The following is a 12265-nucleotide window of genomic DNA, read 5'->3' on the forward strand; positions in this document are numbered from 1 at the left end:
ATGATGAGTAGACGAGACGCCGCGATCGCCCTGGACATCCCCCTGGAGATGGCCACCAAGCACGGGATCCCGTCCCGCCTGTCCGACGCCGAACTGGCCGGCCTGCAGGCGGACCCGCCGGCCTGGCTCATCCAGTCGCGGGCGAACCGCCAGGGCAAGCGCCCGGTCTGGGTGCACCTGACCTGCGCGGTCTGCGGCCGCACGGAAGCCGCGCGGCCCAAGAAGTGGTGGCCGGACTTCGACTTCGTCTTCTGCGACTCCCACTCGCCCCGCGAGCTGCCCGCCGTGCTGGCCGGGCGGGTGCGCTGCGAGTACGAACAGGTCGCCGGCCGGCTGACCGGCGTGGTTGACGAAGCCGCACGCTAGCGACCCGGCCCCCGAACCTACGGGTCAGGACACGCTGGCCGGATCCCAGGCGAGGCTGCGTGCCGTGTCGATGGTCGCCTGGCCCAGCACGCGGGTGCCCTGGTAGATGACCATCGTCTGGCCGGGCGAGACACCCTGAAGCGGCTCGTCGACGTCCACGACGAGTTCCCGCACGACGGCGGTGCCCTCCTGGGCGGCCTCCTCCAGCCACGCGGTGGCCGGGACCGGATCGGCGTGCGCCCGGACCTGGACCATGCACTCGAAGCGTTCCCCGGCCAGCGCCTGCGCCAGCGGCTGTCCGGCCCAGCTGACCTTGATCCCGCGCAGGCGGTCCACCGAGAGCAGGTCCTTGGGTCCGACGACGACCTGGTTCTCCTTGGGGCGGATCTCCAGGACGAAGCGCGGCTTGCCGTCGGCGGCGGGGCGGCCGATCTTCAGCCCCTTGCGCTGCCCGACGGTGAAGGCGTTGGCCCCGGGGTGGCTGCCGACGGAATGGCCCTCATGGTCCACGATCTCGCCCTCGGACAACTCGATGCGCTCCTCCAGCCAGCCGCGGGTGTCGCCGTCGGGGATGAAGCAGATGTCGTGGCTGTCGGGCTTCTTGGCCACGGAGAGGCCGCGCCGCTCGGCTTCGGCGCGCACCTCGGCCTTCGAGGGGGTGTCGGCCAGCGGGAACAGCGAGTGTGCCAGCTGCTCGCCGGTGAGCACGCCCAGGACGTAGGACTGGTCCTTGGCCCAGTCGGCGGCCCGGTGCAGTTCGGGGTTGCCGTCGGCATCGGTGACCACCTTGGCGTAGTGGCCGGTGCACACCGCGTCGAACCCCAGGGCGAGGGCCTTTTCCAGCAACGCGGCGAACTTGATGCGCTCGTTGCAGCGCATGCAGGGATTCGGGGTGCGGCCGGCGGCATACTCGGCGATGAAGTCGTCGACCACGTCCTCCTTGAACCGCTCCGAGAAGTCCCAGACGTAGTAGGGGATCCCGAGCTTGTCGCAGGCGCGCCAGGCGTCGTTGGAGTCCTCCACAGTGCAGCAGCCGCGGCTGCCGGTGCGCAGGGTCCCGGGCATGCGGGACAGCGCCAGGTGCACGCCGACGACGTCGTGCCCGGCGTCGACGGCGCGTGCCGCCGCCACTGCGGAGTCGACCCCGCCGCTCATTGCTGCCAATACCCTCATACCGATAATCCCGTTCCTGCTGTCTGGATCCTGCTTTGCTTGGCGGCCATCCCGGCCTGTTTCGCGCGTGCATGCGCTTCGGGCAGTGCGGCCACCAACGCCTCAACGTCGGCGGCCGTCGTGGTATGCCCGATCGTGAACCGTTGGGCCCCGCGGGCCGCCTCCTCGCTGTAGCCCATGGCCAGCAGCACGTGGCTGGGGCGTGGGACGCCGGCCGTGCAGGCCGAGCCGGTCGAGGACTGGACCCCGAGCATGTCCAGCACGAAGAGCAGCGAATCGCCCTCGCAGCCGGGGAAGGTGAAGTGGGCGTTGCCGGGAAGCCGCTCCCCCGTCTGCCCGACATCGGCCGGGCCGGACAGCACGGCATCGGGCACCGCGGCGAGGACGCCCTCGATCAGGGCATCGCGCAGGCCCGCCAGCCGTTCCGCTTCGGCGGCGATCCGGGATGCCCCTTCGCCGGCCGCCGCGGCGAAGGCCGCCGCGGCCGCGGTGTTCAGGGTGCCCGAGCGCAGGGCGCGTTCGTGGCCGCCGCCGTGCTGGACTGCGGTCAGGACGATGTCGCGGCGGACGAGCAGCGCACCGATGCCGACCGGGCCGCCGATCTTATGGGCACTGACGGCCAGGGTGGCCAGGCCGGAGGCGCGGAAGTCGACGGGCACGGCGGTGAAGGCCTGGACGGCATCCGAGTGCACGGGGATGCCGTGCGGGGCGGCCAGGGCGACGGCCTCGGCGACCGGCTGGACGGTGCCGACCTCGTTGTTGGCCCACATCAGGGTGACGAGGGCAATCGAGGACGGGTCGCGGGCGATTTCGGCCTCGAGCTCATCGAGCCGCATCCGGCCGGTGGAGTCCACGTCGATCCAGGTGACCTCGGCGCCTTCATGGGCGGCGAGCCATTCGACGGTGTCGAGGACTGCGTGGTGTTCGACGGTGCTGCACAGGATCCGCCGTCGTGCCGGATCCTGGGCGGAACGGGCCCAGTACAACCCCTTGACCGCCAGGTTGTCGGACTCGGTGCCCCCGGAGGTGAAGATGACCTCGGAGGGATGCGCACCGGCGGCGGCCGCCAGCCGCTCGCGGGATTCCTCGACCACCCTGTGGGCACGGCGGCCCGCACCGTGCAGGGAGGACGGGTTCCCGGTACGGCTCATTTCCTGGGTCATCGCGGCGAGCGCGGACGCCGACATCGGCGTGGTCGCCGCGTGGTCGAAATACACGGGCTGGGTGGCGGACACCGGTCAATTCTACCGCTGGCGCCGCCGATGTCAGTACCCGTCCAGCTCCGGGGCGGGGTTGATCCGGTCACCATTGAGGCCGAGATCGGTCTGGAGGTCCAGCGCCCGGGCCTCGATCCGCGGGTCGCCGGTGAGTTCGCGGACCAGCTCGGCCGGGCCGCCGATGATGGTCGAATCCTCGTAGAGCTCGGTGGAGAACATCCAGGAGTGGTCGGCTCCCCAGGCCAGGTTGGGCGCCTGGCGTTCGGCGAACCCGTCGCCAGACTTCCACAGCGGGGCGGCCACGTCCTCCAGCGTTCCGGAGAAGACGTAGAAGGCCCGGTAGCCCTGCGGGCCCAATTCCAGCTTCCCCGCTTCAAGGACGTCCCGGGTGAAGGCCGGGCGCTTGAGCTGGTCGCGCAGTACCTGCTCGCGTTCGGCGGCCTCGGGATCCGTGGCCGGTTCCTCCATGCTGAGGACCTCGACCGCTTCACCGCCGCGGATGAAGGCGTAGCCGTCCCACAGGGCCAGATAGGCCCCCGGACCGGCATGGTGGGAGATGGTGTCGGCCACCGCTGCCAGGTCCGCCGCGGGCAGCCCGTCGCCGCTGGGCGGTTCCCCGGACCAGGCGTCCTCGGTCCAGGGCAGCCCGCTCTCGTCGAGGCCGGAGAGGGCGGCGAACTGGGCGCCTGCGTGGAACGTGGTCCCCCGTTCGGCGGCGATATCGGCCCAGCGGACGGGCCGGCCGTCCTCGTCGGCGGCGGGGTGGAAGATCCGCGCGTAGGCGGGATAACCCGCCGGGATCTGTGCGGCAGCGGTCGAGACCGGGGGCCGCTGGGAAAGGATGCCGGCGAGCGCGTCGGCGATCCACTGTCCGGGTTCTGCCCCGGCAAACGTCATGGCCATGCCGACCAGCCTACAAGCCGGGTTGCTGGTAGAAATGGAGAACCCGTCCTAAGGAGCGTGAACCCGTGAGCCTGTACCTGCCCGAGCTCATCCACCCCATCCACCATTTCGCGCACCGCACCATCGATTTCTCACGCGAAGTGGCCGTGATGGCCATCATCAACCGCACCCCGGACAGCTTCTACGACGGCGGGACGACCTTCGCCCTCGACGCCGCGGTGCGCGCCGCGTTGCAGGCCGTCGAGGACGGGGCCCAGTGGCTGGACATCGGCGGGGTCCCCTTCGCCCCGGGGCCGGAGCTTCCCTGGCAAGAGGAGGCCGACCGGGTGGTCCCCGTCATCCGGGCCATCCGCGACCAGACCGATGCGGTCATCTCCGCCGACACGTTCCAACCCCGGGTCGCCGCGGCCGCGATCGAGGCGGGAGCCGACGTCGTCAACGACACCACCGGCATCAGCCACCCCGACCTGGCCCGCGTGGTGGCCGAGAGCGGGGTCCACCTGGTCATCACCCATTCGCTGGCCCGCCCGCGCACCGCCTATCCCCGCCCCACCTACGCCGATGTCACCACGGAGGTGGCCCGGTTCCTGCAGGACAAGGTGGAGCTTGCGCGCAACCTGGGGGTCGAGGGGGCGAAGATCGTCATCGACCCCGGGCACGACCTGAACAAGAACACGCTGCACACCCTGGAGATCACGCGCCGGCTCGACGAGGTCGCCGCGCTGGGCTACCCCGTGCTGGCGGCGGTCTCCAACAAGGACTTCATCGGCGAGACGCTGGATGCGCCCAAGTCCGAACGCCTGCCCGGCTCCCTGGCCGCTGCCACCATCTGCCTGGTGAACGGTGCACGGATCCTGCGCATGCACAACGTCGCCGAATCGGTCGCCGCCGCGCGGCTGTTCGAGGCGGCAGCGGGATGGCGCGAACCTGCGTACCTGAAGCACAACATGGGCGATGCCAACGAACCGGCACAGGTGGTGGGGCGCTAGGTTGGTCACATGGTCCAGCAACTGATCCCCGCCCGCCATCACGACGCCGGAACGGCGCTGACCGACGAGCAGCTCCTCTCCCTCTACGATCCCGGGGCCTCTCCCCTGGTGCGCTTCAACTTCGTCTGTTCCGCGGACGGGGCGGCCACCACCAGCGGCCGGTCGGGCGGCCTGGGCACACCAGCCGACCAGCGCCTCTTCGCCTTGATGCGCCGTCCTGCCGACGTGATCCTGGTGGGTGCCGGTACGATCCGCGCCGAGGGCTACGCCGGCGAGCTGATCGACGCCGGGGCCCAGGCGTGGCGCCGGAAGCGGGGCATGCCCGCGCACCCGGGCATCGCCGTCGTCTCCGGTTCCCTCGAACTGGATCCGCGGTCCGCGTTCTTCGCCGAGGCCCCCGTGCCGGTCGTTGTCTTCACGACCGCGGCGGCCGACCCCGGCCGCCGGCAGGCCCTGGAGCGCGTGGCCGATGTCGTCACCGCCGGGGACGAGGACGTCGACCCCCGGCAGGTCATCGCCCGGTTGGCCGAACGCGGGCACCGGATGGTGCATTCGGAGGGCGGTCCTTCGCTCTTCGCCGCGTTCCAGCGGGCCGACGCCGTCGACAGCCTGTGCCTGTCGATCAGCCCTCTGCTGGCCGGTGGTGCCGGCATGCGCATCGCCAGCGGCTTCACCTCGGATCTCCAGCCGGTCGAGTTGTCCCTGCTGCTCGAGGAAGAGGGCGCCCTGTTCACCGAATACCGGCGCCACCGGCCCGGCCATGCCCCGGGTTCCGCGTAGGATGGGGTGCCGTCCGGCGCGGTCGTGGCGGAACTGGACGGCGGGGCCGTTCGTTTCGCCCTAACAACACCACCACAGCAGACCACCACAGCACAGCACCACAAGAGCAACAGCCAGCAGCAACAGCACAAGGGCCGTCACCGGGCGGCCGGCGAAAGGTCAGGCGTGCCCGCGGCAAGAAGCCACTACGAGGTCCTCGGCATCACCCGTGATGCCTCGCTGGCCGAGGTGAAGACCGCCTACCGGCGTGCCGCCCGGTCCACCCACCCGGACCAGGGCGGGGACGCAGCCCAGTTCCGGCTCGTCTCCCTGGCCTACCAGACCCTCAGCGACCCGACCGCGCGGGCCGCGTACGACCGCAGCTACGGCCGGACTTCGGCCCGCCGCGGCCCCTCCCCCGAGCGCGGGCCCGCCCCCGGAACCCGGCCGTCCGCGCGCACCACTGCCACCGGGTCCGACGATGGCCGGCGGGCTGCGGCCACCGACCCGCCGCGTTTCGTCCCGCCGTTCACCGCTGCCGGCGACCCCGTGCTCGACCCGGCGGTGGCGGCCCGGCAGATCCACGGTGCACCGCGCAAGCGCGGGCTCTTCACACCGCAATCCCGGTTGGACCGCGAGGCCCGAACGGTCCGCCTCCTCTCGGGGAAGGTCCTGCCCCACCTGCCCGCGGCCCGGCTGGTGAACGGGTTGCACTCACCGGTCGGCCGGGGGTTCATCGACCATGCGGTCCCGGCCGGGTACCGGCTGGCACTGGTCTCCTCGATGGTCTTGCCCCGCGGGGTCTACCGCTGGGACGGTTCCGGACTCGCCCGCGGGGGCAAGGTCATGGATCCCCCGCCGATGGGCCATCTAGTCCGGGGCATGCAGGAGGCCTTCCCGGAGCTGAACGTCACCGGCTGGACGGTCATCCACTGCGTGGACGACAACCTCCACGAGCCGGTGATCGACTATGCCCGGGGAACCGACCCGGCATCCGGCTCGCTGGTGAACGTGGTCAATGCCGCGAACCTGGTGCGCGAACTGAAGATGTTCCTGGGAACCGGCCCGACGCCGAATGTCGTCGACGTCCCCGTGCTGGCCCGGCTGCTGGGCGGGATGTACTGAGCCTGCACGCGCCGTACCGTCTGCGGGCATAGGATCTAACGGTGTTCCGCATACTTTTCGTCACCCCCGAGATCCCGGGAAATACCGGCAACGCGATCCGGCTGGCCGCCGTCACCGGCGCCGAACTGCATCTGGTCGAGCCCCTGGGCTTCGACTTCTCCGACGCCAAGCTCCGCCGGGCCGGCCTGGACTACCACGACCTGGCCGTGGTCCAGGTGCACCCCGATCTGGAGACCGCCTGGCGGGTTCTGGCCCCGGAACGGGTCTTCGCCTACACCGCCGAGGGCGATGTGCTCTATACCGACATCGACTACCGTCCGTCGGACGTGCTGATGTTCGGCCGCGAATCCGTCGGGTTGCCGGCCGAAGTCAAGACGGACCCGCATGTCAGCGCGCGGGTGCGGTTGCCCATGCTGGCCTCGCGGCGCTCCCTGAACCTGGCCAATTCGGCCTCGATCGTGCTCTACGAGGCGTGGCGTCAGCAGGGTTTCGCGGCCGGTTCCTGATCGGCGGACCACGCCGCCGTCCTCCCCGGCCCCGGCGGGCGCCTGCCCTAAGCTGGTGGGGGGAGAAAAAGCCAGAGCAGCAGGGATGAGGACGATGCAGCACAGAGAGCCCGAGGATTTCCGCTACGGAACGCCCGAGGACGCCCAGGACGACCTGGGGCTGGAGCTGGTCGACGACCTGGCCCAGCACCGGTCCTCGCGGCGTCCCGCCCCGGTGAAGAAGTGGATGCTGCTCGCCGGCGCCGCAGTGGTCGTCGTGATCGGCGTCATCGCCCTGGTTGCCGCGCTGATGCCCCGGGACATCGCCGGCGAGGTCAAGGACGCCCCTGATGTCACCGAGCAGACGGTCCAGGTCAGCGGTGGCGGCCAGGCCGTGCTGCGGCTCTCGGCCTCGAACGATGCCGGATCGCTGGTCCTGAAGGACCTCGCAGGCGCACCGGAGGGCGAGACCTACCAGATCTGGGTCGAGGCCGTCGGTGGCGGGTCGGCCAGCTCCCTGAAGGTGCTCGATCCGCAAGACACCAAGGCCACGGTCGGCTTCCAGTCCCTGGACGACATCGGCTCGGTCCTGGTCACCACGGAGCCGGCCGGCGGCTCGTCCGAACCGAGCGAGACCGTCGTGCTGGACATCGACCTGCCGCACTAACGCGCAGCCGGCGGGCGGCACCACGGCGGCCACCGGCACCACGGCGAACGGCGGGGTCCCGGTATGCACCGGGGCCCCGCCGTCGTCGTACCGGGTTCAGAAGCCGGCGATGGTATCCGCCGCGTTGACCTCCACGACGTGGAAGGCCTCGGCGAGCCGGTCCTGCCCCAGGCCGTGTGCTGTAGCCAGGGCGGCGCTGTTCGCGCGGACGAAGTCCTCCATCTTGGCGACATCGGGGTGTTGGCTCAGATGGGCGCGCAGGGCCTGCAGCTTCGCATCGAACGTGTCGGTGATGTCCACCGCGTGGTTCTCCCGGGCCTCCGGGGCGCCGTAGAGCCAGAGCCAGCGCAGCTTGAAGGCCTCCAGCCCCGACTCCTGCAGTTCCGGGTAGGCGTACGGGTTCTCCACTGCCGGGTAGACGGCCCGGGTCACCGCTTCCCCGCAGGCCAGGTGGTCCGGGTGGGAGCGCTGCAGGCGCGTCCAGTCGCGCTCGGGGTGCATCGCCAGCACGACGTCGGGGCGCACCTGCCGGATGACCGACACGATCTTGCGGAGCACCTCGTGCGAGGGCTCCAGGTACCCGTCGCGCTCGCCCAGGAAATGCACGTCGTGCACCCCCACGGACCGGGCCGCCTCGCGCTGTTCGGCGTGGCGCATGGCCACGATTTCTGCGCGGTGGGCGGGGTCGAACCCGCCGGCGTCGCCGTCGGTCATGATGCAGTACTGCACCTCGACCCCGGCCCGGGTCCAGGCCGCGACGGTCCCGGAGGCCCCGAAGTCCAGGTCGTCGGGGTGGGCGCCGAAGCACAACACGCGGCGGACGGGATCCCGCGCCGGGTCGAATGCTGGCATGCTAGCCCTGCCGGCGCTTGATCTCGGCAGCGGCCTGCGGCAGGACGGTCCGCGCATCCCCGACGATCCCGAAGTCGGCGATCTCGAAGATCGGGGCGTCCTCGTCGCTGTTCACCGCCACGATGACCTGGGAGGTCTGCATGCCGGCCTTATGCTGGATGGCCCCGGAGATGCCCGCGCAGATGTAGAGTTGCGGCGAGATGGTCTTGCCGGTCTGCCCGACCTGGTAGGCGTGCTCGATCCATCCGGCGTCGGTGGCGGCGCGGGAGGCGCCGACGGCGGCGCCGAGGGCATCGGCGAGTTCCTCGACCGGGCTGAAGTCGCCGTCGAGCCCGCGTCCGCCGGACACCACGATGCGGGCATCCTGCAGTGCGGGGCGACCGGAGGCCGGCTTGGCCACCGTTTCGGACACGGTGGCTGCCGGTCCCGCGTCGGACACGTCGAGCGCGGTGGTGGACGGGGTCGCCGGGGAGGCCTCGGCCGGTTCGACGCTGTTGGGCTTGACGGTGATGACCGGGACGCCGTGGGTCGCGCGTGCCGTGACGGTGTAGCCGCCGGCGAGGACCTGTTTGGTGACGGCCAGGTCGGCCGACACGTCGACGGCATCGGTGATGACGCCCGAGGAGAGCTTGATGCCCACGCGCGCGGCGATTTCCTTGCCGTCGGCGGTGTTGGGAAGCAGCACGGCAGTGGCGTCGCATGCGCGCGCGGCCTCGGCGACGAGCAGCGCCTGGCCGGCGATCAGCGTCCCGTCCAGCGGCCCGGCCGGGGCGTAGACGGCCGACGCACCCAGTTGGCCGGCCGCCGCGACGGTTTCGTCTGCCGCCGGTGCGCCGAGAACGACGACGGGATCACCCAGGCGGTGGGCCAGGGTGAGCAGTTCGCGCTGGGCCTTGCCCGGCTGCGTGGTGGGGGTGTCGATGAATACCAGAATGTTCGCCATGGTGATCGTCTCAGCTCCTAGAGAAGTTTCTTGCCGGCCAGGAAGTCGACCAGCTGCACGCCGGCGTCGCCCTCGTCGGTGATGACGGTGCCTGCGGTGCGCGGCGGGCGCGGCTGGGCCTCCTCGACGCGTGTCCAGGAGCCGGCGGCGCCGACCTGGGACGGTTCCAGTCCGAGGTCGGCGACCGACAGCGTCACCGTCTTCTTCTTCTTGGCGCCCATGATGCCCTTGAAATTGGGGTAGCGCGGTTCTTCACCCTGGTCGGTGACCGAGACGATGGCCGGGGCGGGGGCCGTCAAGGTCGTGGACGTCGTGTCCGAATCACGGCGTCCCGTGAGCACCCCGTCGTCGCCGAGTGCGAGCGAGGAGACCATCGTCAGCTGCGCCAGGCCGAGGCGTTCGGCCAGCTGCGCGGGAACCAGGGACGTTTCGCCGTCGGTTGAGGCCATGCCGGTGATGACCACGTCGAAGCCTCCGAGGTGCGTGATCGTGCTGGCCAGGACCAGGGAGGTCGCGGCCGCGTCGGATCCTGCCAGTGCCGGATCCGTGACGTGCACGCCGTCGGTGGCGCCCATCTGCAATGCCTTCTTCACCGCGGCGGCCGCGCGCTCGGGCCCCATCGTCAGCGCCGTGACCGTGTGTCCGGCCTTGACGCCGCCACGGGCCTCGACCAACTGCAGGGCCGCCTCGATGGCGTATTCATCCAGTTCGGACAGGATGCTCTCGGAACGGTCGATGCCGTGGTCGGCGCCGGTCAGGTGCCGTTCGAACTGCGCGTCCGGGACATGTTTGACCAGGACCAGGACCTTCAGGGGCCCTCCGCTTGCCACGCTCATGTTTGCCTTTCAGGTTGACTCCTCCGGCCCGTTGCGGCCGGAACCATCTGCTCCACGGGACGACCCGCAAGATTCCAGTTAATGAGTATTAACCAAGACTATCCTCCGGCCGTGCGACCCGCCAGCCCGGGAATGCCGGTCACGGATTCAGCCTAGTCGGTCCCCGCGCGCCGCTGCCGACGGCGGGCGCCCGGCGACCGGGCCCCGCCGTGCTGCTCCCCGGCACGGCAAAGGCCGGCGGCCCGTCGCGGACCGCCGGCCAATGGCCGGTGCACTTACCGAGGAGGTTACTCGGCCGGCTTGGTACCCAGCGTGACCTCGGTGGTCTCCTGTTTGCCGTCCCGGGTGTAGGAGATGGAGGCCTTGCTGCCTGCGGGGTGCTCCAGGATGGCCGCGGTCAGCGATTGGCTGTCGGAGATCACCCGGTCGTCGACCTTCGTGATGACGTCGTCGGACTTCAGTCCGCCCTTGTCGGCTGCGGAGCCGCCGACAACCTCCTGGACCTCGGCCCCCACGCTGAACTGCGTCCCCGAATCGGCGGCCTTCGCCTTGACGGTGACGCCGAGCAGCCCGTGGCTGGCACTTCCGTCGTCGATGATGTCGTGGGCGATCCGCTTGGCATAGTCGATCGGGATGGCGAAGCCGACGCCGATGGAACCGCTGTCGTCGCCGTTGGAGCTGCCGGCCGAGGCGATGGCAACGTTCACGCCGACGATTTCGCCTGCGGCATTGACCAGCGCGCCGCCGGAATTGCCATGGTTGATGGCTGCATCGGTCTGGATCACGTTGATGTAGATCGACCCGTTGCCCTGGCGTTGCTGCTGTTGCTGCGGCTGGCCCGGGAACTGGAAGTTGAACTGGTTGCCGTCACCGGGGGCGCCGTCGGAGGTCTTGTCGTCCGGGACGGCCGATGATGCCACGCTGATCGTGCGGTTCAAGGTGGAGATGATCCCGTCGGTGACCGTTCCGCTCAGTCCCAGCGGCGCCCCGATGGCGATGGCCGCGTCCCCGACGTTGAGGTCTGCGGAAGAACCCAGCGTGGCAGGTTGGAGGCCCTCGGCGTCGATCTTGATGACGGCCAGATCCGAGAGCGGGTCAGTCCCGACGACCTTGGCCGTGTGCACCTTGCCGTCGCTCGTGCGCACGCTGATGGTCGGGTCCGCCACCTGCCCACCCAACGTCACGACATGGGTGTTGGTGAGGATGTGCCCCTCGGTGTCCAGGATGATGCCGGAACCGGAGCCCGCCTCCCGTTGCCCGTCGACTTCGACGGTGACGACACTCGGGGAGGCCTTGGCAGCAGCTGCGGTGACCGCGGTGACCTTCTCGGGGTTGTTGATGACCACGGCGTCGCCGTTCGGCGTGGACGAGGCCACCGGCTGGCCGGAGCCATCGAGCAGGTAGTTGGCGCCGACGGCGCTGCCGCCGCCGATCAGTGCCGCGATGACCATGCCGGCCACCAGGGTCGTGGACCCGAAGCGCTTCGGCTGGCGGCGTGGCGCCGGGCCGAAGGATGCACCCGGCGGGTAGGTGCCGCCGCCTGTCGGGGCCCCGGCGCCTTGTGAGGCGCCGGCCGCCGGGTACTCGGCGGTCCGCGGCTGCTGCCCGGCGCCTCCGGCCGGTGCGCCGGCCGGGAAGCTGGAGGTCTGCGGCGGATTCTGCGGGCGGGGCGGGACGCCCGGGCCGTCGCTGGCTTGCCCGGTTCCGTCCGTCGATCCGCCGACCGGTCCGTTGGAGAAGGTGTTCCGTTGCTCGCTCATGGCGTGGTGTCCTTTCTGGGGTTCCTTGACTCCAACTATGGCAAGGAGGGCTGTGTCGGGAAAATGCCCCGCCTGAGCGCAACCTGTGTAAGCGCTCCAGGCGGCTCCGGAAGTCGGCCGGGACGCACCGGCTCCGTTGTGGACGACCCCAAACCATACCAATAGAATCAAAGGCGACGGCCGTGGGCAA

General features: G+C 70.5%; 13 protein-coding genes. 6 read left to right on the top strand and 7 right to left on the bottom strand.

The window, feature by feature from the left end; genetic code table 11:
• On the top strand, positions 1-366 hold the full coding sequence (locus tag AB8M85_RS06285) for a hypothetical protein (protein WP_372697927.1): 366 nt from the start codon (positions 1-3) through the stop codon (positions 364-366).
• Positions 367-390: 24 nt separating this feature from the next.
• Here AB8M85_RS06285 and mnmA read toward each other — a convergent pair whose 3' ends face one another.
• The 3 genes from mnmA to AB8M85_RS06300 all read right to left on the bottom strand — a co-directional run bounded on the left by mnmA (position 391) and on the right by AB8M85_RS06300 (position 3659).
• Positions 391-1539, bottom strand: coding sequence for a tRNA 2-thiouridine(34) synthase MnmA (gene mnmA / locus AB8M85_RS06290; RefSeq protein ID WP_372697928.1), 1149 nt, complete (start codon positions 1537-1539; stop codon positions 391-393).
• Positions 1536-2726, bottom strand: a complete 1191-nt coding sequence (locus tag AB8M85_RS06295) for a cysteine desulfurase family protein (protein WP_372698535.1) — start codon at positions 2724-2726, stop codon at positions 1536-1538. Before AB8M85_RS06295 ends, mnmA begins: the two co-directional genes overlap by 4 nt.
• A gap of 78 nt (positions 2727-2804) precedes the next feature.
• On the bottom strand, positions 2805-3659 hold the full coding sequence (locus tag AB8M85_RS06300) for a hypothetical protein (RefSeq protein WP_372697929.1): 855 nt from the start codon (positions 3657-3659) through the stop codon (positions 2805-2807).
• Positions 3660-3724: 65 nt separating this feature from the next.
• Between AB8M85_RS06300 and folP the strand changes: the two genes are divergently transcribed.
• The 5 genes from folP (at position 3725) to AB8M85_RS06325 (ending at position 7684) form a co-directional block, all read left to right on the top strand.
• Positions 3725-4648 (top strand): dihydropteroate synthase, encoded by a 924-nt coding sequence (gene folP, locus AB8M85_RS06305; protein WP_372697930.1) that lies wholly within the window; start codon positions 3725-3727, stop codon positions 4646-4648.
• A 9-nt stretch (positions 4649-4657) separates the two neighbouring features.
• Complete coding sequence (locus AB8M85_RS06310) at positions 4658-5428, top strand: pyrimidine reductase family protein (RefSeq protein ID WP_372697931.1); 771 nt, start codon at positions 4658-4660, stop codon at positions 5426-5428.
• 165 nt (positions 5429-5593) lie between these two features.
• Positions 5594-6532: a J domain-containing protein gene (locus AB8M85_RS06315; RefSeq protein ID WP_372698536.1), complete on the top strand. Its 939-nt coding sequence runs from the start codon at positions 5594-5596 to the stop codon at positions 6530-6532.
• 41 nt (positions 6533-6573) lie between these two features.
• Positions 6574-7038 carry a tRNA (cytidine(34)-2'-O)-methyltransferase gene (locus AB8M85_RS06320; RefSeq protein WP_372697932.1) on the top strand — a complete coding sequence of 155 codons (465 nt, stop codon included), beginning with the start codon at positions 6574-6576 and terminating at the stop codon, positions 7036-7038.
• Positions 7039-7132: 94 nt separating this feature from the next.
• Positions 7133-7684, top strand: coding sequence for an anti-sigma factor (locus AB8M85_RS06325; protein ID WP_372697933.1), 552 nt, complete (start codon positions 7133-7135; stop codon positions 7682-7684).
• 96 nt (positions 7685-7780) lie between these two features.
• On the opposite strand, the gene AB8M85_RS06330 is transcribed toward AB8M85_RS06325, so the two are convergent.
• The 4 genes from AB8M85_RS06330 to AB8M85_RS06345 all read right to left on the bottom strand — a co-directional run bounded on the left by AB8M85_RS06330 (position 7781) and on the right by AB8M85_RS06345 (position 12075).
• The gene (locus AB8M85_RS06330) at positions 7781-8536 is read right to left on the bottom strand and encodes a PIG-L deacetylase family protein (RefSeq protein WP_372697934.1); all 756 of its coding nucleotides are present in this window, start codon (positions 8534-8536) and stop codon (positions 7781-7783) included.
• A 1-nt stretch (position 8537) separates the two neighbouring features.
• Positions 8538-9479, bottom strand: coding sequence for an electron transfer flavoprotein subunit alpha/FixB family protein (locus AB8M85_RS06335; protein ID WP_372697935.1), 942 nt, complete (start codon positions 9477-9479; stop codon positions 8538-8540).
• Between the two features lie 17 nt (positions 9480-9496).
• Positions 9497-10315, bottom strand: a complete 819-nt coding sequence (locus AB8M85_RS06340; protein WP_372697936.1) for an electron transfer flavoprotein subunit beta — start codon at positions 10313-10315, stop codon at positions 9497-9499.
• 287 nt (positions 10316-10602) lie between these two features.
• Positions 10603-12075, bottom strand: coding sequence for a S1C family serine protease (locus AB8M85_RS06345; RefSeq protein WP_372697937.1), 1473 nt, complete (start codon positions 12073-12075; stop codon positions 10603-10605).
• Between the last annotated feature and the right edge of the window lie 190 nt (positions 12076-12265).

It is taken from the genome of Arthrobacter sp. JSM 101049, assembly GCF_041679245.1.
Classification (GTDB): Bacteria; Actinomycetota; Actinomycetes; order Actinomycetales; family Micrococcaceae; genus Arthrobacter_H.